General features: G+C 49.6%; 26 protein-coding genes. 19 read left to right on the top strand and 7 right to left on the bottom strand.

The window, feature by feature from the left end:
• Positions 1–97 precede the first annotated feature (97 nt).
• The gene (locus tag ACSYSY_RS06085; protein ID WP_491706688.1) at positions 98–1,195 is read right to left on the bottom strand and encodes an OmpA family protein; all 1,098 of its coding nucleotides are present in this window, start codon (positions 1,193–1,195) and stop codon (positions 98–100) included.
• Positions 1,196–1,411: 216 nt separating this feature from the next.
• Positions 1,412–3,064, bottom strand: a complete 1,653-nt coding sequence (aroB, locus tag ACSYSY_RS06080; protein ID WP_491706687.1) for a 3-dehydroquinate synthase — start codon at positions 3,062–3,064, stop codon at positions 1,412–1,414.
• 185 nt (positions 3,065–3,249) lie between these two features.
• Between aroB and ACSYSY_RS06075 the strand changes: the two genes are divergently transcribed.
• The 3 genes from ACSYSY_RS06075 (at position 3,250) to ACSYSY_RS06065 (ending at position 5,445) form a co-directional block, all read left to right on the top strand.
• A complete protein-coding gene (locus ACSYSY_RS06075) occupies positions 3,250–3,462 on the top strand; it encodes a hypothetical protein (RefSeq protein ID WP_491706686.1) in 213 nt (70 codons plus the stop codon).
• Between the two features lie 36 nt (positions 3,463–3,498).
• Entirely contained in the window at positions 3,499–4,389 is an 891-nt protein-coding gene (locus ACSYSY_RS06070) for a tyrosine recombinase (RefSeq protein ID WP_491706685.1), read from the top strand.
• An 87-nt stretch (positions 4,390–4,476) separates the two neighbouring features.
• Positions 4,477–5,445 (top strand): acetyl-CoA carboxylase carboxyltransferase subunit alpha, encoded by a 969-nt coding sequence (locus ACSYSY_RS06065; RefSeq protein ID WP_491706684.1) that lies wholly within the window; start codon positions 4,477–4,479, stop codon positions 5,443–5,445.
• A gap of 12 nt (positions 5,446–5,457) precedes the next feature.
• Here ACSYSY_RS06065 and ACSYSY_RS06060 read toward each other — a convergent pair whose 3' ends face one another.
• Positions 5,458–6,210, bottom strand: coding sequence for a competence/damage-inducible protein A (locus ACSYSY_RS06060; protein ID WP_491706683.1), 753 nt, complete (start codon positions 6,208–6,210; stop codon positions 5,458–5,460).
• Positions 6,211–6,307: 97 nt separating this feature from the next.
• Here ACSYSY_RS06060 and ACSYSY_RS06055 point away from each other — a divergent pair, with 97 nt between their 5' ends.
• Entirely contained in the window at positions 6,308–7,228 is a 921-nt protein-coding gene (locus tag ACSYSY_RS06055; protein WP_491706682.1) for an SMP-30/gluconolactonase/LRE family protein, read from the top strand.
• Here the strand turns inward: ACSYSY_RS06055 and ACSYSY_RS06050 are convergent.
• Both ACSYSY_RS06050 and ACSYSY_RS06045 read right to left on the bottom strand, forming a co-directional pair.
• Positions 7,209–7,640, bottom strand: coding sequence for a (deoxy)nucleoside triphosphate pyrophosphohydrolase (locus ACSYSY_RS06050; protein ID WP_491706681.1), 432 nt, complete (start codon positions 7,638–7,640; stop codon positions 7,209–7,211). The genes ACSYSY_RS06055 and ACSYSY_RS06050 overlap by 20 nt on opposite strands.
• Positions 7,637–8,530, bottom strand: coding sequence for an ATP-binding protein (locus ACSYSY_RS06045; RefSeq protein ID WP_491706680.1), 894 nt, complete (start codon positions 8,528–8,530; stop codon positions 7,637–7,639). The genes ACSYSY_RS06050 and ACSYSY_RS06045 overlap by 4 nt, the downstream gene beginning before the upstream one ends.
• An 85-nt stretch (positions 8,531–8,615) precedes the next feature.
• Between ACSYSY_RS06045 and yajC the strand changes: the two genes are divergently transcribed.
• The gene (yajC, locus tag ACSYSY_RS06040) at positions 8,616–8,972 is read left to right on the top strand and encodes a preprotein translocase subunit YajC (protein ID WP_491706679.1); all 357 of its coding nucleotides are present in this window, start codon (positions 8,616–8,618) and stop codon (positions 8,970–8,972) included.
• A gap of 76 nt (positions 8,973–9,048) precedes the next feature.
• On the opposite strand, the gene ACSYSY_RS06035 is transcribed toward yajC, so the two are convergent.
• Positions 9,049–9,657 (bottom strand): superoxide dismutase, encoded by a 609-nt coding sequence (locus ACSYSY_RS06035; RefSeq protein ID WP_491706678.1) that lies wholly within the window; start codon positions 9,655–9,657, stop codon positions 9,049–9,051.
• A 110-nt stretch (positions 9,658–9,767) separates the two neighbouring features.
• Positions 9,768–10,652, bottom strand: a complete 885-nt coding sequence (locus ACSYSY_RS06030) for an NAD(P)-dependent oxidoreductase (protein ID WP_491706677.1) — start codon at positions 10,650–10,652, stop codon at positions 9,768–9,770.
• A 217-nt stretch (positions 10,653–10,869) separates the two neighbouring features.
• Between ACSYSY_RS06030 and rpoZ the strand changes: the two genes are divergently transcribed.
• The 14 genes from rpoZ (at position 10,870) to ACSYSY_RS05960 (ending at position 25,662) form a co-directional block, all read left to right on the top strand.
• On the top strand, positions 10,870–11,235 hold the full coding sequence (rpoZ, locus tag ACSYSY_RS06025) for a DNA-directed RNA polymerase subunit omega (RefSeq protein ID WP_491706676.1): 366 nt from the start codon (positions 10,870–10,872) through the stop codon (positions 11,233–11,235).
• A gap of 162 nt (positions 11,236–11,397) precedes the next feature.
• The gene (locus ACSYSY_RS06020; RefSeq protein ID WP_491706675.1) at positions 11,398–13,638 is read left to right on the top strand and encodes a RelA/SpoT family protein; all 2,241 of its coding nucleotides are present in this window, start codon (positions 11,398–11,400) and stop codon (positions 13,636–13,638) included.
• 16 nt (positions 13,639–13,654) lie between these two features.
• On the top strand, positions 13,655–14,071 hold the full coding sequence (acpS, locus tag ACSYSY_RS06015) for a holo-ACP synthase (RefSeq protein WP_491706674.1): 417 nt from the start codon (positions 13,655–13,657) through the stop codon (positions 14,069–14,071).
• Between the two features lie 76 nt (positions 14,072–14,147).
• Positions 14,148–14,987 carry a signal peptidase I gene (gene lepB, locus ACSYSY_RS06010; protein ID WP_491706673.1) on the top strand — a complete coding sequence of 280 codons (840 nt, stop codon included), beginning with the start codon at positions 14,148–14,150 and terminating at the stop codon, positions 14,985–14,987.
• 1 nt (position 14,988) lies between these two features.
• Positions 14,989–15,741, top strand: a complete 753-nt coding sequence (gene rnc, locus ACSYSY_RS06005; protein ID WP_491706672.1) for a ribonuclease III — start codon at positions 14,989–14,991, stop codon at positions 15,739–15,741.
• Positions 15,734–16,639, top strand: a complete 906-nt coding sequence (gene era / locus ACSYSY_RS06000; RefSeq protein ID WP_491706671.1) for a GTPase Era — start codon at positions 15,734–15,736, stop codon at positions 16,637–16,639. The genes rnc and era overlap by 8 nt, the downstream gene beginning before the upstream one ends.
• Positions 16,640–16,726: 87 nt before the next feature.
• Complete coding sequence (gene pyrH, locus ACSYSY_RS05995; protein WP_491706670.1) at positions 16,727–17,464, top strand: UMP kinase; 738 nt, start codon at positions 16,727–16,729, stop codon at positions 17,462–17,464.
• A 77-nt stretch (positions 17,465–17,541) separates the two neighbouring features.
• Positions 17,542–18,108 (top strand): ribosome recycling factor, encoded by a 567-nt coding sequence (gene frr, locus ACSYSY_RS05990; protein WP_491706669.1) that lies wholly within the window; start codon positions 17,542–17,544, stop codon positions 18,106–18,108.
• A gap of 37 nt (positions 18,109–18,145) precedes the next feature.
• Positions 18,146–18,862, top strand: a complete 717-nt coding sequence (gene uppS, locus ACSYSY_RS05985) for a polyprenyl diphosphate synthase (RefSeq protein ID WP_491708236.1) — start codon at positions 18,146–18,148, stop codon at positions 18,860–18,862.
• Positions 18,859–19,659, top strand: coding sequence for a phosphatidate cytidylyltransferase (locus tag ACSYSY_RS05980; protein ID WP_491706668.1), 801 nt, complete (start codon positions 18,859–18,861; stop codon positions 19,657–19,659). Before uppS ends, ACSYSY_RS05980 begins: the two co-directional genes overlap by 4 nt.
• 55 nt (positions 19,660–19,714) lie before the next feature.
• The gene (dxr, locus tag ACSYSY_RS05975; RefSeq protein WP_491706667.1) at positions 19,715–20,893 is read left to right on the top strand and encodes a 1-deoxy-D-xylulose-5-phosphate reductoisomerase; all 1,179 of its coding nucleotides are present in this window, start codon (positions 19,715–19,717) and stop codon (positions 20,891–20,893) included.
• 4 nt (positions 20,894–20,897) lie between these two features.
• The gene (gene rseP, locus ACSYSY_RS05970) at positions 20,898–21,980 is read left to right on the top strand and encodes an RIP metalloprotease RseP (protein WP_491706666.1); all 1,083 of its coding nucleotides are present in this window, start codon (positions 20,898–20,900) and stop codon (positions 21,978–21,980) included.
• Between the two features lie 214 nt (positions 21,981–22,194).
• Entirely contained in the window at positions 22,195–24,687 is a 2,493-nt protein-coding gene (bamA, locus tag ACSYSY_RS05965; protein ID WP_491708235.1) for an outer membrane protein assembly factor BamA, read from the top strand.
• 45 nt (positions 24,688–24,732) lie between these two features.
• Positions 24,733–25,662 carry an OmpH/Skp family outer membrane protein gene (locus tag ACSYSY_RS05960; RefSeq protein WP_491706665.1) on the top strand — a complete coding sequence of 310 codons (930 nt, stop codon included), beginning with the start codon at positions 24,733–24,735 and terminating at the stop codon, positions 25,660–25,662.
• Position 25,663 lies beyond the last annotated feature (1 nt).

Below are 25,663 nucleotides of genomic sequence, written 5' to 3'. Positions count from 1 at the left end.
AACCAAAGACTTATCTTTATGATTTCCTGAATAAAAAAGGATGCCTCCGTGTAGAAGGCATCCTTCTTAAAGCGAGACCGTAAAGGCCGTATCGTGATTATTTCAGGATAATCTCGACGCGACGGTTCTGAGGTTCACGAGTGTTAGGTCCTGTAGCAACCAGAGGATGAGCTTCACCGTAACCATGGATGTCGATCGCTGTTGCAGGGACCCCATTGCGGATGAGCTCAGCCTTTACGCTGTTTGCACGACGCAGGGAGAGTCCCATATTATATCTCTGTCCGCGTGGGCCAGGATGAGCAGCGGAGTTATCGGTATAGCCGTTCACTTCGATGCGTGTTGTCTGGACATGCGTTGAAGCCTGAGCAGCCTGAGCAACGATCTCGCGAGCGCGTGGTGTCAAGTTTGATTTATCCCAATCGAAGAAGACGAGATAAGTACGTGCTGCGGTTCTCTGAGGAGGAACGACAACATGAGCCGGCGCTGGTGGAGGAGGAGGTGCATTGTCGAATGCATAGCGCAGACCGAGAATGAACATATGCTCATAACGTGAACCTGTGCGTACTTTATGATGGGAATCATCATGATAGGTGCCGATATTCACGCCCGATCCACTGCCTGTCTGAGCCAGGAAGCGGTATTGGGTTGTAATGGCAAGACCAGGAACGCCCGGGATGTCGTAAGCAGCACCGACGATTGCCTGAGCGGCGAAACCACCGCCGGTGGAATGCATTGAGTTTGCAACAGCATTTGAGTGGTTCATGCTGTATTTTTCCCACATATAACCGGCACCAATACCGACGAAGGGAGTTACAGGAGCGTCAATGCCGAATTGTGCGAGATCAATATCATAAAGGATATTTACCAGTCCGCCATACCCCTGATTTGAGCCGCCGCTATAGCCTTTGCGTCCATGGCTTCTAAAGTTGGTATTATAATTCTGGTTATAAATGCCTTCCAGCTCCAGGCGAAGCCCGTTGCCAAAGCCCCAACCGCCGGCAAGATAGCCGTTATATCCGTCAGATTGATGCAGGCGGCCAGACTTGCCAGCTGTGTGGGATGACATTGTCTGTGACTGTGACAGGGTGTAACCAGCGCCGAGGTCTACATAAGGGCCTGTGATCGTGCTTGCCAGTGCCAGGGTAGGCGCAGCTACCAGAGCGGTTACGGCAAGGAGTGCTGTACGTGTACGCATTCTCGTTCGTCCTTGTTTAAGGTTTAATCATAAACACTCATTCACGTCAGACGATCTGTTATTATTAATAGCAGCTCACCCAGACGATCTCAGACAAAAATAAACGAGCGATGGTTAATAATTTCTGGACAACGATTTATTAAATAGGGCGTTTCCAGAAGATGATGGCGGTCTGTTGCGTAAAAAACACAGTCTTGAAAAGCCGGGGGCAGGATGTCACTCAGGACATCCTTCTTCCCTGTAAAGCTCTTTAACAAGCCCGAATTCCACGTCGCGGCAGGTAAAGGCTTTTCCAATGCCGTGGAGCAATACAAAGGTCAGGCAGCCATTATGCACTTTTTTATCCCTGGTCATATGATCCAGTAAGGCTGAAATAGAGGGACGTTCCGGCAGGTCAGCAATGTTCCCCGGCATGTGCAGAGCTTTAAGGTGAGCATCAAGACGTTTGAGATCACTTTCCGGAGCCAGACCCATTTTGACAGAGAGTGCCAGTGCCAGATGGAGCCCGATGGATACGGCCTCACCATGAAGAAGCCGCCCGTCATAATGGAATTCCGCCTCCAGGGCATGAGCGAAACTATGTCCTAGATTGAGAAGGGCTCTGCCGCCTTTTGATGCTTGCTCGCGTTCATCGGCGCAAACGATCTGGGCTTTAAAGGCACAGGCTTTTTTTACAGCTTCACTGAGCAGAGTCGCGTCACCATTGAGCAAAGCCTGTCCATTTTTTTCACACCACTCAAAGAGAGCGGGGTCCGAAATAAGCCCTGCTTTGATGATTTCCGCGTAGCCGGCCATGAGTTGCCGCTTGGGAAGCGTCTCAAGTGTTGAGATATCGGCCAGGACCAGTTGAGGTTGCCAGAAGGCGCCTACAAGATTTTTCCCAATTCTGGTGTTGATCCCTGTCTTTCCGCCAACAGAGCTATCCACCTGGGAAAGAAGGGTTGTAGGGATCTGGATGAAAGGCACACCTCGCATGGCTGTTGCGGCAATAAAGCCCGCCAGATCTCCGACAACGCCGCCGCCCAATGCAATAATGGTCGAACTGCGCTCAAGGCCCAATGCCAGACAATCTTCCATAACACGCTGGTAGGTTGCAAAGGATTTGCTGCCCTCACCGGGGGAGACGGCAATCGTATCAAGGCGCACGCGGCTGTGCTCGAAGGATGCTTTAAATGTCGCGAGATGATGGAGTGCCACGGTCTCATCAGTGATGAGGATGGCATGATTATTTTTAAGAAAAGGCTCTATATAAGTCGCTGCTTTAGCAAGCAGATCACGCCCGATAATAACGTCATAGCGATGATGGGAAAGATTCACTGTAACTTTTTGTGGAGGTTCATAAGCGTCAAGGGCAGCAACGAGTTTATGGACAGCTTCATCCACGGTTTCATCTCCAAAGTTAAGGACCATATCAGCCTGAGCATAAAAAGGATGCCGTGCGGAAGCGAGCCGTTCAAGCGTTTCATGCAGGCTTTCTTTTCGCTGGTGTAAAACAGGCCTTTTGGCTTTGTTGTGTACAAGCCGTGAATGGAGGACAGGAAGGGGAACGTGTAACCAGATTGAACGCGTGCCGGGTGTGTTCTTCACCAACTCGCGGGTGCGTTCATCCATCCAGGCACCTCCCCCTGTGGCCAGAACGCAACTTGAGCCATTGAGCAGGCGGCGGATGACTTTATGCTCTCCTTCCCGGAAATGAGCTTCCCCATGTGTTGAAAAAATTTCCGCAACAGAGCGTCCGGCAGCCTTCTCAATTTCGCTGTCGAGGTCAATAAAAGGGAGCTTGAGAGTTTGGGCCAGACGACGCCCCAAAGTTGTCTTTCCAGCCCCCATATGGCCAATCAGGACGATAATCCGCGGAATTTTCGTCATTCAGTCCGGTTCCCATAAATAAGATAATAAAAAACTTTCTATCACGAAGTATGAAAGAAGCCATAATTTTGTCCGGCAAGACTTTATGCGATTGCAAAAATCCAGTAAATTCAAAAGAACTATGCTGCATTTTATGCAACGTTTCTGGCAAATTTTTTGCCTAAAAAGTCATGAGGGTCGTGGGTATGGCGCAGTCATCAAAAGGGGGCTTTGTAATCTCAGGGCTCGTTATTCTTCTTATACTCGCAGCCCTGGGTGGAGGAGCGCTTTATCTTGGTAAGGTTTCCCCTCCTAATCAGACCAATGTGCATCACGTTCTGAAACAGGCACCCCAGACATCGTCAGGTGATACGCATGCTCTGCCTGATCTTCCTGCGGTGACGCCGCCTGCAGAATGATGTGACCGGGAAAGCTCGGAATCTTCAGATCTGGCCATGAATTCTCTTATTGAGCGTTTTCTTGAAATGTATGCCTCGGAAAAAGGGGCGGCATTCCGAACGAGACTTGCCTATCAGGCAGATCTTGAAGAATTTGCCTCATGGTGTGGAGAGAGAACTCTGGTCAGCATCCAACCGGAAGATATTCGGGCTTATCTGGGGAAAAGGAGCCAGGAAGGGCTTGCACCACGTTCCCTGGCGCGGCATCTCTCCTGCCTGAAACAGTTTTATCGGTTCCTTTTTCAGGAAAAACTGATTTCCCTCAATCCAACCTCTGATCTGTCCGGTTTTCGTTATAGGGCGTCTTTGCCGCATCCTTTGACGGAAGAGGAAATAAAGCGTCTCATTGAGGTAGGAACCTGTCATCATGATGATCCGCGCCGCGATATTGTAGCAAAAGCGGCTTTGGAACTTCTTTACACAACGGGGTTGCGAATTTCCGAACTTCTATCCCTGCCATCTTCCATTACCCAGCGAGGGGAAGGGATGCTGCTGATAAAAGGGAAGGGCGGGCGTGAGAGACTGGTCCCCTTTGCCGAATCGTCTCGTCAGGCTGCGGCGGCGCTCGTGCGTTATGATTCCATTTTGGACAGCCCATGGCTTTTCCCCGGGCGCAATCCTCTCAAACCTTTGACAAGGCAGGGTTTTGACCGGATCCTGCGGGCATGTGCCCTCAAGGCAGGAATAGATCCACAGCGAGTCAGCCCGCATGTTCTGCGTCATTCTTTTGCGACTCACCTTCTCAATCGTGGGGCGGATCTGCGCGCGTTACAAATGCTTTTAGGGCATGTCGATATCGCGACGACCCAGATTTACACGCAGGTTATGAGTGAGCGACTGAAAGAAATTGTGGCTCATTACCATCCTTTATCGTCAGAACATTCCTGATGCGCGTTGGTGGGACGGACATAAATTTAGAGAGCAGGATTAAATAAAGACTGTTTCTTCTGCGCTGCACATGCTATCGCGCAATCTATGCGCCAGTTCCTAGATTTTGAAAAATCAGTCGCCGAGCTTGAAACCAAGATCGACGAATTACGCCAGATGGGACGCCGTGAAGACGGGTTCGGTCTGGATGGTTTAGACATTGATGAAGAAATAACGCGTTTGTCTGAAAAGGCCGACAAGCAGCTTCGTCTCGTCTATGGAAAATTAACGCCTTTGCAGAAAGTGCAGGTTGCCCGGCATGCCCAGCGTCCTCATGCACTTGATTATATCGGGCGTCTTATGACGGATTTCACGCCTTTAGCGGGGGATCGTGTTTTTGGCGATGACCACGCAATGGTGGGGGGGCTTGCCCGTTTCCGCGGGCAGCCTGTCGTTGTTCTGGGGACGGAAAGAGGATCCGACACGGAAAGTCGCCTCAAGCATAATTTCGGTATGGCCAGACCAGAAGGCTACCGCAAGGCCCAGCGTCTTATGAAGCTTGCAGCGCAATTCAAGCTGCCAGTGGTGAGCTTTGTTGATACAGCCGGTGCATGGCCCGGTATTGATGCAGAGGCACGAGGGCAGGCGGAAGCAATCGCGCGTTCCATTGACGTGTCTCTGGGGCTGTCTGTCCCTGTGATCGCGACTGTGATTGGAGAGGGTGGCTCAGGGGGCGCTATTGCGATTGCTGCGGCTGATAAGGTCTTCATGCTGGAGCATGCGATCTACTCGGTCATTTCACCTGAAGCGGCTGCCTCTATCCTGTGGCGTGATGCCAAATTGGCTCCTGCTGCGGCAGAGGCGTTGAAATTAACAGCGCAGGATCTGAAGAAATTCAATCTGATTGATGAGATTGTGCCAGAACCTGTTGGTGGTGCTCAGCGCCAACCTGGTGTTGTTATTGATACAGTTGGGACCATGATTGAGACTGGCCTGTCTGAATTAATGCCTTTGGCACCGGAAATGCTTGTTGAAAAAAGGCGTGAACGTTATCTCGCCATGACCAGAGAGCATTAAGTTTCCCGGATTTTACAGAGGCTCACCCTCAAAAGGGGTGGCCTCGACGGATTCGATAATTGATTTAAGCTTGCTTCCGGCCTCTTTGACAGCGTGTTCGTTATATCCTTTGGCAACCAGGGCAACGCCCTTTTTACCGTTACGTGTGAAAGGATAGGAGCCGAGGTCCAGGTCCGGATAGTCATTCTGCAAATCACTGAAGGCTTTGGCGATTCTGCTTTCGTAAATATCGAACCCGTACCAGGCTTGTGAGCATAAAGGCGTGCCCTTGGGGAGGCGCGGGACCTGCCACTCGACCATGGACTGGAAAATTGCCGGGACTCCAGCCATAACGTAAATATTGGCAATAGAAAAACCAGGCGCTATTGAAACAGAACTCCGGATGGGTGTTGCTCCTTCCGGGAAATAGGCCATACGCTGGGCGGCTTCATTGAAAGTGCCGGGCTTGAAAGCTTTTTCAAGAAGCTCGAAAGTTTCTTTATGGCAAATGAAGGGGCATTTCAGAGCTTTTGCGATGGAAGCGCTGGTAATATCGTCATGTGTCGGGCCGATGCCCCCACTTGTGAAGATAAAATCAAATTGGGAACGACATTCATTCACGGTGGAAATGATGCGCGCTTCGTTATCAGGAATGACGCGTATTTCATCGAGTTTAATACCCTGATGATTAAGGGCATTGGCCAAGACGACCGTGTTGGCCTCCTGCGTGCGTCCAGAAAGGATTTCGTTGCCGATCACGATAAAACAGGCTGTTTTGGGAGACATGGCGATTGTATCCTTTTCTTTGAAGCAGGGAGACTATTTTAAAGATTAAAGCCTATAAGGGAAAAGAGATAGCATTTTTCAGGATAAGATTCTTGTGATGGCCCACCTTTTTAATCAACCTGTCTGTATTCTTGATTTGAAAGCAACTCTGGGTGAAGGCCCTTATTGGTCTGATCGTGAGAAGGCTCTTTATTTCGTCGATATTTCCGGTCACAGACTTCACCGTTATCAGCCTGAAAATGGTACCCTCTCTGCGTGGGAGGCGCCTTCTCATTCAGCCTTCATTCTCCCTGTCAGTGATGGCTCCTTCATCGTTGGGCAGAGAGAAGGTCTCTACCGTTTCGACTGCCAGACCGGGCTTTTTTCTCTGATCTATAAGGTGGAAAATAAAGAGAACGGAAATCGACTGAATGATGGGTGTCTTGATACGGCCGGGCGGCTATGGTTCGGAACAATGAATCTTGAGGAAAAAGAGCCGACAGGCGCTCTCTTCTGCTTTGAGCATCTTCAGCAGGATCTATCACTCCGCAAGGTCGATGAGGGATATATTGTCTCGAACGGTCCGGCGATCTCGCCGGAAGGGAAAGTTCTTTACGTCGCTGATAGTCCGCGGCGCTGTATTTATGCCTTTGACCTCGCTGAAAATGGCAGTTTGTCAGGAAAGAGGGTTTTTGCCCGTTTGACGAAGGGTTATCCGGATGGTCTTGCAACCGATAGCCAGGGAAATCTGTGGTGCGGTGTCTGGGGTGGGGGATGTATTGCCCGTTTCCGTCCTGATGGCAGTCCGCTGCCTTTTATTGAGATGCCAGTGAGCAATGTCACAAAAATCTGCTTTGGGGGTGTGGATTACCAGACGGTTTATGTAACAACCGCCCGGGCAGGATTAAGCGAGGAAACCCTTGCCAGAGAGCCTCAGGCAGGAGGGGTTTTTACGTTCAGGACAGAAATTCCGGGCTGGAAGCTGCCCCGTTTTCCGAGTTTTTCAATGTTAGAGGCAGTTAATCTGAAAAATGTTTGAAGAATTCCTGAATTTTGGGGACTAACGGGAGATCCGGCTCCGGCATGGCGTATGTTCCCAATTCAGACGCACGTACCCATTTAAGGGCTTGCCCCTCTTTTCCTCTTGGCGAGCCTCTCCATTCTGTCAGTGTGTAAAGGACCATCAAAAGGTGGAATTTTTCACAATCTTTACTGACAAACGTAAAGGGCTTTAAAGCCTGTTCTTCAACATGAATATCAAGCTCTTCAGACAATTCTCTACGTAAGGCGTGCTCAGGCGTTTCGCCTGTTTCAATTTTACCTCCGGGAAACTCCCATAGCCCCGAAAGAGGTTTTCCTTCCGGGCGTTGGGCTAATAAAATCTGACGATTCGGATCGATCAGAATAGCGGCTGAAACCATGACCAGGCGTTTAGGAGGGATTACTGTCATTTGGCTGTCGGGACTTCGAGTTCTGCTGTAAGGGCCGTAATGAACTGGCTCGCAACCCGCCCGGAACGGCTGCCGCGTGCCATGGCCCATTGCAGGGCTTTTTCTGCAAGCACTTCATCATCAATAGGCAATGATTTTGCCCGGGCATACGTCCTGACAATTGTCAGATAATCATCCTGGGACGCACTATAAAGCCCGATCCACAGGCCAAAACGGTCTGAAAGAGAGACTTTTTCTTCAATGGCTTCCCCTGGATTGATCGAAGAGCTTGCCTCATTTTCAATCATATCCCGTGGCATGAGGTGTTTACGGTTGGACGTTGCATAGACCACGACATTTTCAGGTCTTCCAGCAATCCCTCCATCCAGAACTGATTTCAGGGATTTATAATCGGCATCCTGAGATTCAAAGGACAAATCATCACAAAAGAGGATGATGCGTCGTTCAGTCTGCCTTAGCAAAGCCAGAAGCTGGGGGAGCGTGGAAAGTTCATCACGAGGAATTTCAATCAGGGCGAGGGGAGTTTTCCCAAGAGAGCGCTGCGTTTTATTGACGTCCAACACGCAGGCTTTAACGAGCGATGATTTTCCCATCCCCCGCGCCCCCCATAACATGACATTATTTGCCTGACGTCCGGCGGCGAAATGTTGCGTGTTGTTCAGAACGGTATCGCACTGCCTTTGAATACCGCAAAGATAGGAAAGCGGGACAGCCTGCACTTTCTGGACGGGTAGGAGCGTTCCTGCGGCGCCACTCCAGAGAAAAGCGTCAATAGAGTGGTCTTCAAGCAGGCTTGCATCGGCTTTTTTCGGTGCCATACGTTCCAGACTATCGGCGATACGGGTCAGAATAGGCAGTAAATCAGCAGTGGAAGAAATATTCTGTGACATAATAACTCTTGATTGAACGCTTGACGTCAGTTCTCTTCACGATATGGTCGCTGGCATTAATTAGCAAGATGGAAGCTCGAATCTAATGTTTACACTCCTGTTTTCAACCGCTTACGCAGCCGATCAGGCCGCCGCTGCAGGGGGCGCGTTCTCGCCTCAGGCTCTTATGCAGTATGCACCGATTGTGTTGATTTTTGTGGTGTTTTATTTCCTGTTGATCAAACCACAACAAAAACGCCAGCGCGAGTTGCGTGAAAAACAGAGTGGGTTGCGTCGTGGTGATAAAATCGTAACAGCCGGGGGTATTGTGGGTGTTGTTCAGGCAACACGCGATGATTCACCAGAAATTGATGTGGAAATTGCCCCTAATGTCCGCGTGAAAATTGTGCGCAGCACGATTACGACCGTTATTCCGCGTGATCAGCCGGCAAATGACGCTTAAATTTCAACGCGCTCTATAATAAAAAAGCCTCTGCACCATGATGATCAGGTGCAGAGGCTTTTTTTATAACTGTGCTTTACGCTGAAAGAAGCTGGGCTTCTGCGAATTCATAATTGGCCAGTTTATCAAGGAAGTTTGTTGTATAGTCAGGGCGGCGATTGCGGAAATCAAGATAATAAGCATGTTCCCAGACATCGAATGTCAGAAGGGGACGGTCTGTTTTTTCAGCAATTGGAGTGCCGGCATTGCCTGTTTTTGTGATTTTCAGCTTTCCTTCGGGGCTGAGAACAAGCCATGCCCAACCGGAGCCGAACTGACTGGTTGCAGCCTGTTTGAAAGCCGCTTTAAACTGATCGACGGATCCAAAGTCTTCAATGATCTTGGCTTCCAGTTTGGAGGGCATTCTGCCGCCTGTAGGGGAGAGGCATGTCCAGAAGAAGCTGTGATTCCAATGCTGCCCGGCATTGTTGAAAACCGGTGTCAGATCAGCCTTGTTGAAAGAAAGCTGTATCAGCTCTTCAAGAGATTTCCCCTGTAAAGAGGGGTTGCCTTCAACGAGTGTATTGAGTGTGTTGACATAAGCCTGATGATGTTTGCCGTGGTGATATTCCAGTGTTTCCTGGCACATTCCGGCCTGAGCAAGTGCGTTCTCTGCATAAGGCAGTGAAGGAAGAATAAATGTCATAAATCATACTCCGTAATGAGAGAGCCATTGAGACCAATAGCTCTTATGCTCCATTAGCTATGAAGTGCAGAAGCACCCGTCAAGGACTGAACCCTTGTTTGAACCCTGTTTCAGGAATGCTGTCCAGAGAGGGCCTTTTTTTCAAGCTCGCCGATCAGTGCTGAATAGTCTTCGTCTTTATGCTCTTTATTGGAACGGGCAAGTGCCTGTTCAGTCACACTCATGCCGGAAAGCGTTGCTGATGTGTTCTGTCCGGCATCGAGAAGAAGCCTCATATCTTTGAGCATCAGGCGTGTGGGAAACTGTGGCGGGAAGGACCTGTTCTGGGCCATTTTAAGTTTGCGCTTGTGATGAGGGCTGATAACGGCGAGCTCCTGCAGACTGTTATAGAGAACATCACGATCAATGCCCGCAGCCAGGCCGTAGGAAACACCTTCAGCAACGATATTGAGTGTCGCACCCATGATGCCGTTAATGACCAGCTTGAGGCGCGCTGCTGAGCCGGCAGGCCCTGTACGGATTGTAATGCGCCCGACGCAATCCAGGACGGGTTTTGCACGGTCAATGACGGCGTCATTTCCGCCAGCCAGCATAATCAGCTCGCCCTTTTCTGCTTCCGGTGTGCTGCCGGACATAGGGCAGTCAATGATCTGCACGCCATGGCTCTGCATAAGCTCAGCCATATGATCCGCCCATTCAGGGGAAACAGTGGAGGTATCAAGGATCAGCTGGCCTTTTTTCAGCCCTGCAAGAAGACCATATTCACCTTCGAGCATTTTCTTTTCGGCGTTGTCATCAGGGACGCAGAGAATAATAATATCTGATTTCTCGGCAATTTCCCGTGGAGAGGAAAGCATGGGAACGGGAGATTTTTCTCCGAGCACGAGGCCTGATGGGGTATAGGCGACGACCTCATATCCCGCTTTGATCAGGTTTTTCCCCATTAGGGACGCCATAGCTCCGTAACCAACGAAACCAATAATCTGGTCATTCATAATATCTGCTCCAGACTGAATCTTAAGTAAGAAAGTTGCCAGTTGTCCGGCCATTCTATCCTATAAGGCGAGAGTTTGTGAGATTAATAGCGAAAACGTGATGAAGTGCCAGGGCATTGCCGCTTTGTTTCTTTTGATTGCGTTGCGGCGTAGAGTCGTGATACTTACCATGAAAGCTATTTTCCCTTCTTTGGTTTAAATAAAGGAATTCTGCCCTATGGCACGCGTGACTGTTGAGGACTGCATTGAAAAAGTTCCAAACCGTTTTGAGTTGGTTCTTCTTGCTGCCCAGCGTGCAAGAGGGCTGAGCCGCGGTGAGGAACTGACCATTCCCCGTGATAATGATAAAAATACAGTGATCGCATTGCGTGAAATTGCGGAAGAAAATGTCTCTCTTGACGGACTGCGTAATGCGATTGTCCGCTCCATGGGGCATCAGCCGGAAGTTGAGCCCGCAGATGAAGAGGTTATGGATCTGATCCCGACAGACCAGAATATTTTTGGTCTTCAGGATGTCACGGCTGAAGAGGAAGCCAGTCATATGGCGTCTGACGAAGCTTCAAAAAGGTCCAGAAAACGCTAAGAGGCTGAACCTGGCAGGATTTTCCAGTTTTACTGAATGTGAAGGCGGGCTGTGACTGAATATCCCTCATTTCCATTCAGTTCCGTTTTTTTTGAAAAAGACAGTGGGGCGGGGAGTCCCATTGCATGCGGGCTGGTACATAAAGAGGGGGAATCAGGTTTCGTGTCGCCTGATTTTCATCCCCCCATTCCAGGGCTCCTGAGACGTGTTGCCGAGTATTGCAGTGAGGCTGACGTCCAGGAAATTCAGGATGCCTATGATATGGCGGCCATTGCTCACAAGGGGCAATGCCGCGATAACGGTGATCCTTATATAACGCACCCCGTTGCCGTGGCGTCCATTCTGGCTGGTTTAAGAATGGATAAGACCTCTATTATTGTAGGGTTGCTTCACGACACGATTGAAGACACTGATCTCACCTATGAACAGCTGGAAAAACAGTTTGGGTCTGACGTAGCCTCCATCGTTGATGGGGTTACGAAACTGACGCGACTGGAACTCCAGTCTGACCGGACCAAACAGGCGGAGAATTTCCGGAAACTTGTTTTGGCAATGTCACGCGATATCCGTGTTCTTGTCGTTAAACTCTCTGACCGGCTGCATAATATGCGGACTCTCCATTATGTGGAGAGCGAAGCGCGGAGAAGGAGGATTTCGCGGGAGACGCTCGATATTTACGCTCCGCTGGCTGAGCGTATCGGGATGGACAGGGTCAAAACCGAGTTACAGAATATCGCCTTTATCAATCTTGAGCCAGAAGCGGATGCGACAATTCGCGCCCGCCTGAATTATCTGCGTGGCCAGGGCGCAGATATGATTGAGGATATTGTCAAAGAGCTGAAAAAGCTTTGTCATGAAGCCGGTATTGAAAATGTAGAAGTCACAGGACGGGAAAAATCGGCTTATTCCATCTGGGAGAAAATGAAGCGGCGCAATGTCGCCTTCGAGCAGCTCTCAGATATTATGGCGTTCCGTATTATCGTTCCGACCCGTGAAAATTGTTATATGGCACTGGGTGCTGTGCATGCGGCCTATCCTATGATAGCCGGGCGTTTCAAAGATTATATTTCAACACCTAAAGCCAATGGCTACCAGTCACTTCATACGGGTGTGACGCTTTACCGCCCACAAAGCCAGAAGATTGAAATTCAGATCCGAACGGATGTGATGCACGACCTTGCTGAAAATGGAGTGGCATCACATTGGTCATATAAGGAAAACGGTGATTCAGAAGTAGAAACGGAAATGTTGTCAGAGAATTTTGGCAGCTATACCCGTAAATTGCGCTGGGTGCAGGACCTTCTCGAAATTCTGGAAGACAGTCAGGAGCTCAATGAGTTTCTGGAGAATACGAAACTTGAACTCTATCAGGATCAGGTTTTCTGCTTTACCCCGAAAGGGGAACTGATCTCTCTGCCGCGTGGTGCGACCCCTGTTGATTTTGCTTATGCTGTGCATAGTCAGGTCGGGGATTGTTGCGTCGGCGCCAAAGTCAATGGCCGCCTTGTTCCCTTGCGTTACGTTCTGGAAAATGGTGACCAGATTGAGATTATGACGGCAAGAGGTGGTCAGCCCTCGCCGTCATGGGAGCGTTTTGTTGTTACAGGGAAAGCGCGGGCTCGTATCCGCCGCTTTGTGGCAGCGCAGCAGAAACAGGTTTATCTTGATAATGGCAAGGCCGCTGTTGCCCGAGCTTTCCGTCAGGAAGGTGTTGCAAAATCAGATAAAATCCTTGAAGAGCATCTCGGTGAATTGCGTCAGAGTTCACTGACGGATTTATATATTGCTGTTGGAAATGGTCAGCTTCTCGCCCGTGATGTTGTAAAGGCCGCCTATCCTGAACTTGGGCGTCGCAATCGGGCACCGCGTCTGGTCCCGGGGCTGCCGCAATCCGCGCCGGGGGGCAAGGGGGGGAAACTCGACCGTAAAGATGACCGACCTGAAGGAGAAATTCTCCGAGATGTTGGTCGCGGGATCGAGATCCATTTTGCCGGATGCTGCCGCCCTGTGCCGGGAGATCCTATTATCGGGATCATAATGCAGGGAAAAGGAATCTCGGTTCATCAGAAAAACTGTCATAATCTGAGCAGTTTTGCCGATACGCCTGAACGCCTGATGGAAGTTGAATGGAACCCGGCCCTTCTTGAAAGAAAGGGGAATTGCCGTTACGTGGCCCGGCTCTCTGTCGTTGCCGGAAATGACCCCCATATTCTAGCCTCTATGACCAATATAGCCTCGCGTCATGATAGTAGTGTCGTGAATTTGAGAATAGCGCATAGGCAGCTGGATTTTATGGAGATTTTTGTGGATGTGCAGGTCTGCAACCTGGCTCATTTATCAATAATTCTCGCGGCCTTCAGGGCTGAAGAAGGCGTTATTCACGTTGAGCGGGCTAAAAGTTAAATAGAAAGTGTGAGTCATGATTTTGGGGATTGGGGCTGACATCTGTCTGATAACACGCCTGAAGAAAGTTATAGATCGTTACGGTGATGTCTTTTTGAACAGGGTTTTCCTTCCTGAAGAGCGGAGTTATGTCGAACACCTCTCTGCGAGAATGCGTTTTGGAAGTTATGCCAAGAGATGGGCTGCGAAAGAGGCTTGTGTCAAAGCGTTGGGGACAGGCTTTGCGCAGGGTGTGCAATTTCATGATATCCGGGTGACGACAAACAATTATGGTGCTCCCGGGTTAATCCTGCTAGGAGAGGCGAAGTCTGTGCTTGAGCGACTTTTACCGGCAGGGTATGAGGCACAACTTTTTCTGACGATGAGTGATGATGCTCCCTATGCAATGGCGAATGTCATAATCCAGGGTTTGCCCCGTAGAGAGCTCGGCTGAAAAGAAGACAGAGGGATTTTATCCTTCTCTGTATGGATTGTGATTGTGGTTATGAAAATGAGGGTGGCGAAATAATATGAATGAAGCGGGAAAGAATGATATGGGAGAAAAGAAAGAGACATTTGCTGGCTTTATAAGCCAGTGCGTTGTTATAATCGTCTGTGTTTTTTTGATCCGCTCATTATTGATCGAGCCTTTTAATATCCCTTCAGGCTCTATGATCCCGACCTTGCAGATTGGTGATTTTGTAGCTGTTTCCAAATATAGTTACGGTTATTCACATTATTCTTTTCCATTCTCTCCGCCCTTATTCAAGGGGCGTATTATGGGGCGGGAGCCTGCTCGTGGCGATGTTGCCGTATTTCGTTATACGCAGGATACCTCCATCGATTATATTAAACGTGTCATTGGCCTACCGGGTGATCATATCCGTATGGAAGAGGGAAATCTCTTTATCAATGATCATGAAGTCCCGCGGGATTCCATGGGGCATTATGAAGTAAGAGATGAACGGGGCAATCTGCTCAGTGGTACGCGTTACCGGGAAAAACTTCCTGCATCAAACACCAAAGGTGTTGTTGCGCATGAAATTCTGAAAATGCGTAAAGATGATGACGCCAATAACACGCAGGAATATGTCGTTCCCGAGGGGTGCCTTTTCATGATGGGGGACGACCGTGATGACAGCGCCGATAGCCGTTTCCAGGGGGGAAGAGAAACGGGGAAATGTGCTGCCCCTCCGGGAAATGATTTCCTGAAAGTCTCTGATCACGATCTGGGCTTCGTTCCCATGGAAAATCTTGTTGGGAAAGCACAGAGAATCATGTTCTCTATTGATTTGAAACATCCAGCCTGGGAGTTCTGGTACTGGCCGTCTGAAATCAGATGGGGGCGGACTTTCCACGGTATAGATTAATATGGACCGCACTGAAATTCTCATGGCCCTGCAAAAACGTCTGGGCCATGCTTTTGAGCATAACAGCTTATTGCAAGAGGCATTGACGCACCGTTCAGCTTTGGCCAGGCGGCCAGGAAAGCGGCATGGTAAAATGGATATGCATGACACAATCAACGGTCATCATGGAGCCAGAACCTCGAATGAACGGCTTGAATTTATTGGTGACCGTGTTTTAGGTCTGGTTATTGCTGAATGGTTGTTTGAACGCTTCCCCAAAGAGCAGGAAGGGGCCTTGGGGGCGCGTCATGCGCATCTGGTTTCCCGCCCTGTTCTGGCTGATATTGCGCAGACCATTGGATTGGCTGAGGCGCTGTTGATCGCCCGTCACGAAGAAGCTGCCGGTATCAGGGAGCTGGCCAGTGTGAAAGCCGATGCGATGGAAGCCATTCTGGGAGCGGTCTATCTTGATGCCGGACTGGAAAAGGTTCGCAAGCTGATTCACCGTTTCTGGAAACACGCCATAGACCGTGAAAAAATGCCTCATAAAGAGCCCAAGACACTCCTGCAGGAATATGTTCTGGCTAAAGGCAATAATTTGCCACATTATGAACTCGTCTCTGCGGAAGGGCCCTCTCATGAGCCCATCTTTCGCGTAAAGGTGTCAGCGCTTGGCCGCAGTGGCAATGGTGAAGCCCGGAGCAAAAGGCTCGCTGAAACGGCGGCCGCTGTCGATCTTCTGCAAAATCTTGGACAGGAAACAAAAAGTGTCTGATCAAACCCAAACAGTTTGCGGCTTTGTCGCTCTTGTCGGAGCTCCTAATGCAGGGAAATCAACTCTTCTGAACAGAATGGCGGGAGCCAAGCTCTCCATCGTCAGTCCCAAGGCGCAAACGACCCGTTTCCGCACATTGGGAATTGTTATGCGGGGGCATAGTCAGATCATTTTCGTTGATCTGCCAGGAATTTTCAAACCCAGACGTCGGCTTGACCGGGCGATGGTCAATGCGGCCTGGAACGGTGCGCAGGATGCTGATCTGACTCTGTTTTTGGTTGACGCGCGCAAAGGGCTGAAAGAGGACGTGCGCGAGATCGCGGAAAAATTGCAGAAAAGTGAGCGTCCAGTCTGGCTGATTCTCAATAAGACGGATCTTGTTTCGCCAGAAACGCTTCTGCCTTTAACGAAGGAACTGACCGAGCTCCTTCCCGTTGAGCATGTTTTTATGCTGAGTGCCAGAATGGGGAAAGGAGTTGATGAACTTCTCGACCATCTGGCGGCTTCCCTTCCTGTCGGGCCTTATCTTTATCCTGAAGATGATCTTACTGATCTGCCTGATCGTCTGCTTGCCGCTGAAATTGTACGCGAACAGATTTTTTTCCAGACGCAGGAAGAAGTCCCTTATCAGACAACAGTTGAAACTGAGAGCTATAAAGACCGGCCAGATGGTTCTGTGCGGATAGAGGTGACAATTTATGTTTCCCGCCCAGGTCATAAAGCGATCCTGATTGGCGAAAAAGGGCAGAGGATACGCGAAATAGGTATGAAAGCCCGTAAGCAGCTTGAATCGCTTCTAGGACACCCCTGTCATCTCTTTCTGAATGTGAAAGAGCGTGCAGGCTGGGATGAGGAAACAGCTCGCCTGAAAGCATTGGGCTTATCAGACTTTGCATAGTGAGAACGTTTCTGACTGGTCTTGTTGAGTTGAAAGCAGACTTGTAAGAAAGGACTATGTGCGGATTTTATGGGAGTAGAGCGAATCATGAGTCATAATCTTCAAAAAGAAAATCTCCCATATAAAAGAGTCCTGCTTAAAGTGTCGGGTGAGGCACTTATGGGGCAGGGCAATTTTGGAATAGACCCAGCGATGGTCGAAATGGTTGCAGATGACATTGCCAATGTGTCCAGCCAGGGCGTGCAGGTCTGCCTTGTCGTGGGCGGAGGCAATATTTTTCGTGGTGTTGCAGCAGCAGCCAAAGGGATGGATCGGGCGCAAGGTGATTACGCCGGGATGCTTGCAACAGTGATCAACGCGTTGATGGTTCAGAACGCCCTTGAGAGGCGCAATGTGGAAACGCGGGTTATGTCAGCAATTCATATGGCCTCAATTGCAGAGCCTTATATCCGCCGGCGTGCCGTTCGACACATGGAAAAAGGGCGTGTTGTGATTTTTGCTGCCGGAACAGGAAATCCTTTTTTCACAACGGATACAGCCGCAGCCTTGAGAGCCAGTGAGATGGAATGTGACGCCCTCTTTAAGGGAACGCAGGTGGATGGTGTTTATTCTGCCGATCCCAGAAAGAACCCTGAAGCAGTGCGTTATGATCACCTGAGCTATACCGAGGTCCTGACACGTGACCTGCGTGTGATGGATGCAACGGCGATCAGTCTGGCTCGTGAAAATAGCCTGCCGATCGTTGTTTTTGATATGCACGTACCGGGTGCTTTTGGTGCGGTAATCAAAGGTGAAGGCCGTTTTACAAAAATTGTGGAAGCCTGATCGGTTATTCGTTTTGTTCAGGTGGTTCCTGATTTTTGGGTGAAAGACCTGATTTTTAATAAAAAGGAAGTCTCATTATGAGTGCAGAGCTTAAAGACCTGATTGCAGATTTGCAGCGCCGCATGGATGGTGCTCTGGAAAGTCTGCGTCGTGATTTTTCAGGTTTGCGGTCTGGACGTGCAAGCCCCAACCTTCTTGAGCCGGTGCGTGTAGAAGTTTATGGGTCCGTTGTTCCTTTGTCACAAGTCGGGTCAGTGGCTGTTCCAGAGGCACGCATGCTCACTGTTTCCGTATGGGATCGCAGTGTTGTCGGCGCCGTGGAAAAAGCGATTCGTGACAGTGGGTTAGGTCTGAACCCTGCTTCGGAAGGGCAGACGATTCGCGTTCCTATTCCGCAGCTTACAGAGGAAAGACGTAATGAGCTTGCGAAGGCAGCAGCTCGTTATGCTGAAAACGCCCGTATTGCCGTACGCGGTGTCCGACGTGATGGCATGGATAAAGCCAAATCGTTCGAGAAAAAAAGCGAAATCAGTCAGGACGATCTGAAAAGCTGGGGCGATTCAATTCAGAAACTGACAGATGATTATATCGGTCGGATTGACAAAATTCTGTCAGAAAAAGAACGCGATATCAAACAGGTTTAATGGTTTTACTCTGCCAGTGCATTCTTCTGACAATCATATAATACCCTTAGAGCAGACGCCTAAGCATGTTGCCATTATTATGGATGGTAACGGGCGCTGGGCGCGCTCTCGTGGCGCGTCTGTGGCTTATGGGCACCGAGAGGGGGCCGAAGCGGTTCAGCGTTGCGTTCGTGGTGCTATTGCGCATCAGGTTAAATATCTGACGCTCTATGCGTTTTCGTCAGAAAACTGGAGGCGCTCCGAGGAAGAGATCAGTAACCTTACGGCGCTATTGCGCTTTTATCTGCGTTATAAGCTGGCAGAGCTGCACAAACAGGGTGTGCGTCTGCAGGTTATTGGAGAGCCGGAGCGTTTTGGGAAGGCAGTGCTGGAGGAGTTGCGCGTCGCAGAGCAAAAAACACGCCAGAATACGACACTCACTTTAACATTAGCTCTTTCTTATGGAGGTCGGTTGGAAATTGCTACTGCTGCACGTACCCTGGCGCAGGCAGTTTCTGACGGGACATTGTCCCCGGAAGACATTACTGAAGAAAAATTCGCGGCCCATCTTCAGACATCAGGCATGCCTGATCCTGATATCATTGCTCGTACAAGTGGGGAGCACAGGCTTTCAAACTTTCTTTTATGGCAGGCCGCTTATGCAGAGCTTTTATTTCTTGATGTGTTGTGGCCTGACTTCAAGGAGAACCATTTTAGCGAGATAATCGATCATTATACAGGTCGTGACCGTCGGTTCGGAGGGCGCTCATCATGAAGTCATTTGCACAATGGAATGAATTTCAAAAGAGAGTTGCTTCAAGTCTTGTGCTGATCCCTGTTGCTTTGTTCTGTTTATGGTATGGGCGCTGGTTTTATAACGGCCTGATCCTGCTCGTGATGGTAGGACTTGTGTGGGAGGGGGAAACGCTTTTAAAACAGCCGATGAAGAGCTGGCGGGGCGTCCTTTTTCTTTTATGGCCTTTTGTGGGAGGGCTTATTGCCATAAAAGGGGCTTTTCTGCCTCTTCTATATTTCTCTCTTTCCGCCCTGTTATTTGGTTTCCGGTGTTGGTGTCCTGTTATTATTTCAATTATCGGTGGCACGTCCCTGCTTTTTTTGAGAGCAAGAGGTGATGGCTTTCTGGAAGTTGCTCTCGTTCTGGGGTGCGTTATTGCAAGTGATAGTGGGGCGTATCTTTCAGGGCGTCTGATTGGTGGGCCGAAACTGGCGCCTCGTATTTCACCAGGCAAAACGATCTCCGGTTCACTGGGCGGAATGGTGGGGGCGACCTTATTTTCAGGGCTCCTGATAGGCTGGGGAACGGGTGAATGGTCAATCAGTCCCTTTTTCTGGGGAGGCGTTTTAAGCATTGCGGCACAGTGTGGTGACCTGGCTGAAAGTGCTTTTAAGCGACGTGTTGGTGTGAAAGATTCCGGGAAACTCATTCCTGGCCATGGGGGGCTTCTGGATCGCTTTGATGGGTTACTGGCAGCAGCGCCATTGGCAGCCTGTCTGGCTCTTCTTTCAGGATCAGCCCCTTTCTGGCAATTAGGGCAGACCTTGTTGAAATAACTACATCAAATATATTTGGACGAAACAGGCAATAACGTAAAAGGAAACAGGAATCATGAGCGTTGGGGCTGGGGCGAAGAGACGCCGTATCAGTGTATTGGGCAGCACAGGAAGTATCGGAACGTCAACAGTCGATCTTCTCAAAACACTGGGGGACGAGATTGAAGTGCGTGCTCTGGTCGGTGGGAGTAATGCTGCTCTCCTGGCGCAACAGGCTCGCGAATTAAACGCTGAGCTTGCCGTGATTAATGATGAAACACGTCTCGATGAGCTGAAAGAACTTCTGAAAGGAACGGCAACCAAAGTTGCAGCAGGTCGGCAGGCGGTTATAGAAGCCGGCGCAATGGAAGCTGACTGGACCATGGCAGCCATTACAGGGGCAGCCGGTCTTGAGCCGACTTTGGCGGCCGTGCGTAATGGTCACGCGGTGGCTCTGGCAAATAAGGAAGCCTTGGTCTGTGCCGGGAATCTGATGCTGAAACTGGTGGAAGAGGCCGGTGCAAAGCTTCTGCCTGTTGATTCAGAGCATAATGCGATTGCCCAGTCCCTGGCTGGGTGTGATATGGCGCAGGTGGATAAATTAATTCTGACAGCGTCAGGGGGGCCTTTCAGACGCTCCAGTTTGGAAGAGATGGCTGTTGCGACACCGGAAAAAGCACTCCGTCATCCCACATGGTCCATGGGGGCAAAAATCACGATTGATTCGGCATCCATGGCCAATAAAGGGCTGGAAGTCATTGAGGCCGCTCGTTTGTTCGGGGTGGAAGAAGACAGAATCGATGTGATTGTTCACCCGCAATCAGTTGTGCATGGAATGGTCTCTTTTAAAGATGGAAGTTTCGTTGCGCAGTTAGGGAGCGCTGATATGCGTATTCCCATTTCTCATTGCCTTGCGTGGCCGGATCGGATGAGAACGAATTGTGAGCGGCTTGACCTGGCGAAGCTGGCCAAGCTTGATTTTGAGCCGGTTGATGAAGTGCGTTTTCGTCCATTAGCGCTGGCGCGCCAGGTATTGCGGGCTGGTGGTGTGGCACCAACTGTTTTCTCTGCCGCTAACGAAGTCGCTGTTGAGGCCTTTCTCTCAGGGCGGATACGCTTCCTTGGGATTGGTGAACTGATAGATGCCTCTCTGCAGGCTATGCCTGAAAACCCTGTTCCCATGACATTGGATGATGTCCTTTTCTGGGATCAGAAAGGGAGAGCTCTTGCAAAAGAGCAGATCGAGCGAGTTTAAAATTATGCATGGTTTGCACAATATTATTGTCGGGTTGCTGGTCTTTGGTGTCATCGTGTTTATTCACGAAATGGGGCATTATCTGGCAGCGCGCTGGTGTAAGGTGCGTGTTGATGTCTTTTCCATTGGCTTTGGGCCGGCCTTGTATAAATGGAAAGATCGGGTTGGCACGGATTGGCAGTTAAGCGCTGTCCCACTGGGGGGGTATGTCAAACTTCATGGTTTTGAAGGCGATGCCAGTGCCGAACACCCTGAAGGAAACCCGGAATCCTTTCATAGTAAACCTGTCTGGGCTCGTGCGCTTGTTACCGTTATGGGGCCTGTTTTTAACATTATCCTGACAGTCATGCTTCTGGCCATTATCTTCAGCCTTTATGGCCGTCCTGAAGTTAAACCTGAAATCAGCATGGTGGCACCACACAGCGCTGCCGAACAGGCAGGTCTCCAAAAAGGTGATAATTTCATCCGGTTTAATGGAAAGAAAATCCTCGGAGTGGCGGACCTGCAGTCTCTTGTGGCGTCTCATCCTGGTGAGACTGTTACCATGGGTATTGTCAGAGGAAACGAACCCAAAGATATTGCAGTGACTCTGGCAAACCTGACCAGGGGTGAAAAGCATTATGGGCAATTAGGGGTAGGGTTTACAGCCGTTCAGGCGACTCCTATGCCTGTCTATAAAGCCATTCCGGCGGCCATAGAGGGGACAGGAAAGCTATTTTCCCAGATTTTTGAAAGTTTGTGGCAGATCATCAGTGGCCAGAGAAGTCCGCGCCAGCTGGCAGGAACAATCGGTATTATTGCCATGTCCGGTCAGGCGGCTGATAATGGAGCCGCCAGTTTGCTCTTTTTTGTCGCTATGCTTTCAGCCAATCTCGGGTTAATTAATCTTTTCCCAATTCCTATGCTTGACGGTGGGCACCTGCTTTTTTACGCAGTGGAAGCCATCCGGGGTAAGCCTCTTTCCATGAAAGTGCGGGAAATGGCCTTGCAGGCTGGCCTTATGCTGGTTATAGCGCTGTTTTTATATACAGCCTATAATGATATCAGGGGCTTAGGGTTGTTCAAATGGTTAGGGTCTCATTTCTGAAACTGGACTTTGACTATAGAGTTTTGAATATGAGCAGTTGGAAAGAGAGCATCTTTTGTTTAAAAAGAACTGGCTCTTTTAATAGAGGCTCTTGCGTATAAAGATGATTTTTGGATAATTCTGTTTCCAAGCGGAAAGAACTATCTGTGAAATCTGGAAACGAGGGATACCGGTTTTGTCAGGATTGTGCTCTAAAAGTTTCCGGCCTGTAGCTATTAGGTTGGCTTTACTGGCTTCAGCGTGTCTATTTCCGACGGTATGTCATTCGTCGCAAGCACAGACAACACGTCACCAGGATGCGAGTCCCTCTAATAAAGCAGCAGGTAAGCACAAAACTGCAGCGCAAGGGCATGTTCTGCCTGACAGCATCATTCAATCTATCGTTGTTAAGGGAAATACCCGGATCGAGACAGGGACCATCCTGTCCTATATGGTCGTGCAACCCGGGGATTCGTTTGATAAAAACGAATTGAACCGCTCTTTAAAGACACTTTATGCAACCGGTTTGTTTCGTGATGTGACGATGCAGCGTCACGGTGGGACGTTGGTCGTTCAGCTCGTTGAGAATCCTGTCGTGAACCGAATCGTTTTTGAGGGCAATCATGCTCTTAAAGACAATGATATGCTCAAAGAGATCAGTCTCAAGCCCAGGGCAGTCTTTTCTGCCCAGACTGTGGCAGCAGACCGACAGAAGATCTTAGGGCTTTATGCAAAAAAAGCGCGTTATGGCGCGACAGTAACCCCGCAGATTATTCGCCTCTCCAATAACAGGGTTGATGTGGTGTTTCAGGTTAATGAAGCACGCCAGACGCTCGTGAAGAAAATTGTTTTTGTAGGCAATAAATCTTTTACGGAATCAGCATTATCCAGCGTTATTTCGTCCAAAGAGACAGCATGGTACCGGTTCTTCTCTTCAGCAGATGAGTATAACCCTGAACGAATCCGTTATGATGCCGAGTTGTTGAGACGTCATTACCTCCATAATGGGTTTGTTGATTTTAAAATGATTGATGCGACAGGTGAACTGTCGCCTGATCATAATACATTTTATATCACCTTTACGATCAATGAGGGCCCTCGCTATAAATTGGCGAAAATTGATGTGCGTTCAGATGTGCATGGCGTTACGAACAAGACACTGAAAAAGCATATCGAGCTCTTTGCAAACCAATATTATGATGGCACAGCGATCCAGGATAATGCCAATGACATGCAGGAGTGGCTCCAGGAAAGTGGGCATCCTTTTGCCTTAGTCAGAACAGAAATTGCGCGTAATCCCGAGAAAAAGACAATCAACCTTCTTTATGATGTCGTGCAGGGGCCGCGTGTTTATGTTGAACGTATTGATATTAACGGTAATACCATAACGCGAGATCCCGTTATCCGGCGTAATCTGCCTATGGCAGAAGGGGATGCCTATACCCCTTATGACCGTAAATACGCAAAGCTCGGCTTACAGGATATGGGCTATTTCAAGTCTGTTACAGTTGAGCAGACACAAGGGTCTGCGCCTGACAAGACGAACCTTGCTGTTAACGTGACAGAAAAACCAACGGGTGAGTTCTCTCTTGGTGGCGGTTACTCAACAGACGTTGGTGTCATGGGTAACCTCGGCCTTAAACAGCATAATCTGCTTGGTACTGGGATTGATGCCGGTTTCTCCGGGACGGTCGCCTATTATGAAAAACAGGTTGATCTTTCTGTAACGGATGCTAATTTCCTGGGGCGTAACTTTGTTGCTGGTGCAGATATTTATTATATGCAGAATTCCGGTCAGACGTACCAGAGTTATGATGAAGATCAATATGGTCTTTCATTCCGTATGGGCTATGCCTTCAATCGTTACCTGTCACAATCCTGGACCTACTCGCTTGTCAATCGTAAGGTCAGTCATACCCACCCAAGGCGGAAATGGTGCCGGGGTGATGAAGGATGGTGTAAAGATGATACATCTTCAGTATACGTGCAGGATGCAGCGGGCTGGTCACTTCTTTCTCAGTTGAGTACGACCGTTACCTATGACCGTCGTGATAATACAGTAGATCCACATTCCGGTTATATCATCCGTGCCACAGGTGATTTTGCCGGTATTGGTGGAAACTCCAAATATCTGCGCGGCAAGGTTAGTGGTTCCTATTATGTTCCTCTCGATAAGCTGACGGCCAGCCATGACTGGACGATCCAGCTGAGAGGCGGTGTCGGGTATATGGGAGATTGGAGCGGGGATAGTAATCGTAATATTATCGATAACTTCTATCTTGGTGGTGAAAACCTCCGCGGCTTCCTTCAGGGCGGTGTCGGGCCTCGGTCAGGGCATTACCGTTGTTCCAGTGGTGGACGCAATGGCTTCTGTCCAGAAATGGGACAGGAAGACTTGCTCGGGGGCCGGTTCATGTATACGGCCTCTGTCCAGCTTAACTATCCGTTCCCCTATGGTGAGAGTCTGGGCATGAAAGGCAGAGCCTTTGTTGATGCTGGTAGTTTGACAGGTACGCGTGTGAAACGTCACCATACAAGTGCTTCTCAGGACGGGAAAGACTATACGCCAATTAACGGAAATACCTATGTTCCGCGTGTGGCAGCTGGTCTTGGTTTCTCCTGGAAAAGTCCATTCGGGCTGGTCAATATTGACGGGGCTGTTCCTATTCATAAGGAACATGGAGACAGGGTCTATCCATTGCGTTTCGGCTTTGGACAACAATTCTAAAAATAGTTCGTGATAATTTTTGTAGTGAGTTCATAGAGGTGTTTTATGGTTATGCGTTTTAAGGCCCGTTTGTCATTAGCCTGTTCACTTCTTGCTATTGGGGCCATGACGGTTCCAGCGCTTGCGGCCACAGATTCCTCCAAATCTGGAGCTAAGGCGAATAACCCCGGCTGGTTTGTGCCAAAGACGGAACAACCTCATACGGCTAAAGCTCCGGCACATTCTCATAGAGCGGCAGCAGCTCCTGTCCCTATGGAGAGTGATGATGACGATTCTTCAGGCATGGGGCCTTCCACGCAAAATCCACCTGTGCTTCCGCTGCCACCTGTCCCGGCGACATCAGCTATTGCGAAAGAAAATCCTCCTCCACCGGCAGTGATCGGTGTCATCAGTGTTCCTGGTGTCATGCAATTCTCAACAGCTGCCCAGGAAATGCAGCAGGTTCTGGGAGAACGTCGTGATAAATTGGCCCAGGAAGTCCAGAAGGAAGAAGCTTCCTGGAGAGCAGAGCAGCAGAAGCTTCAGGTTCAGGCTCGGACATTGACGTCAGATCAGATTCAAATTCGTGAACGTCACCTTCAGGAACGTCGTGCCAAGGACCAACGTGATTTTGGGAATAAGGCCCGTATTATACAGGAAGCCTACCAGGTCGCCTTCCACCAGATTGAGCGTGAGCTTGAACAGAGAGATGGTATTATTGCTCGCGTGGCCGCGGCTCATAACATGAATCTGGTTCTGCATGCCGAGCAGGCTGTGCTGCATGTTGGTGAGCAGGATATCACTGAGGAAGTCGCCGAACGCCTTAATAAAATCCTTCCTCACGTTTTTATCCCAAAGGCTGGGGTTGACCCTGAGCAGTTGGCTAAATCTGGTCAGATGCCAACGACAGCGGATGAAGAGAAAGAATTGCAACAGGCAGAAACACCTAAAGTGGTCGGAGCGCCAGCGCAGTCAGTCGTTCGTCAGAAACGCTGAC

It is taken from the genome of Aristophania sp. ESL1100 (assembly GCF_058511235.1).
Note: the sequence above shows the minus strand (reverse complement) of the source record. Positions and strands in the feature narration are given on the sequence as shown.

Coding starts and splice junctions, on each gene's coding strand:
- ACSYSY_RS06070 (WP_491706685.1), top strand. CDS start 3,499: ATGAATTCTCTTATTGAGCGTTTTCTTGAAATGTATGCCTCGGAAAAA.
- ACSYSY_RS06050 (WP_491706681.1), bottom strand. CDS start 7,640: ATGACAGTAATCCCTCCTAAACGCCTGGTCATGGTTTCAGCCGCTATT.
- ACSYSY_RS06045 (WP_491706680.1), bottom strand. CDS start 8,530: ATGTCACAGAATATTTCTTCCACTGCTGATTTACTGCCTATTCTGACC.
- rnc (WP_491706672.1), top strand. CDS start 14,989: ATGGACCGCACTGAAATTCTCATGGCCCTGCAAAAACGTCTGGGCCAT.
- rpoZ (WP_491706676.1), top strand. CDS start 10,870: ATGGCACGCGTGACTGTTGAGGACTGCATTGAAAAAGTTCCAAACCGT.
- ACSYSY_RS06055 (WP_491706682.1), top strand. CDS start 6,308: ATGGCCCACCTTTTTAATCAACCTGTCTGTATTCTTGATTTGAAAGCA.
- frr (WP_491706669.1), top strand. CDS start 17,542: ATGAGTGCAGAGCTTAAAGACCTGATTGCAGATTTGCAGCGCCGCATG.
- ACSYSY_RS06085 (WP_491706688.1), bottom strand. CDS start 1,195: ATGCGTACACGTACAGCACTCCTTGCCGTAACCGCTCTGGTAGCTGCG.
- ACSYSY_RS06060 (WP_491706683.1), bottom strand. CDS start 6,210: ATGTCTCCCAAAACAGCCTGTTTTATCGTGATCGGCAACGAAATCCTT.
- lepB (WP_491706673.1), top strand. CDS start 14,148: ATGAATGAAGCGGGAAAGAATGATATGGGAGAAAAGAAAGAGACATTT.
- ACSYSY_RS05980 (WP_491706668.1), top strand. CDS start 18,859: ATGAAGTCATTTGCACAATGGAATGAATTTCAAAAGAGAGTTGCTTCA.
- ACSYSY_RS06035 (WP_491706678.1), bottom strand. CDS start 9,657: ATGACATTTATTCTTCCTTCACTGCCTTATGCAGAGAACGCACTTGCT.
- ACSYSY_RS06065 (WP_491706684.1), top strand. CDS start 4,477: ATGCGCCAGTTCCTAGATTTTGAAAAATCAGTCGCCGAGCTTGAAACC.
- rseP (WP_491706666.1), top strand. CDS start 20,898: ATGCATGGTTTGCACAATATTATTGTCGGGTTGCTGGTCTTTGGTGTC.
- aroB (WP_491706687.1), bottom strand. CDS start 3,064: ATGACGAAAATTCCGCGGATTATCGTCCTGATTGGCCATATGGGGGCT.
- pyrH (WP_491706670.1), top strand. CDS start 16,727: ATGAGTCATAATCTTCAAAAAGAAAATCTCCCATATAAAAGAGTCCTG.
- ACSYSY_RS05960 (WP_491706665.1), top strand. CDS start 24,733: ATGGTTATGCGTTTTAAGGCCCGTTTGTCATTAGCCTGTTCACTTCTT.
- ACSYSY_RS06075 (WP_491706686.1), top strand. CDS start 3,250: ATGGCGCAGTCATCAAAAGGGGGCTTTGTAATCTCAGGGCTCGTTATT.
- ACSYSY_RS06030 (WP_491706677.1), bottom strand. CDS start 10,652: ATGAATGACCAGATTATTGGTTTCGTTGGTTACGGAGCTATGGCGTCC.
- acpS (WP_491706674.1), top strand. CDS start 13,655: ATGATTTTGGGGATTGGGGCTGACATCTGTCTGATAACACGCCTGAAG.
- dxr (WP_491706667.1), top strand. CDS start 19,715: ATGAGCGTTGGGGCTGGGGCGAAGAGACGCCGTATCAGTGTATTGGGC.
- yajC (WP_491706679.1), top strand. CDS start 8,616: ATGTTTACACTCCTGTTTTCAACCGCTTACGCAGCCGATCAGGCCGCC.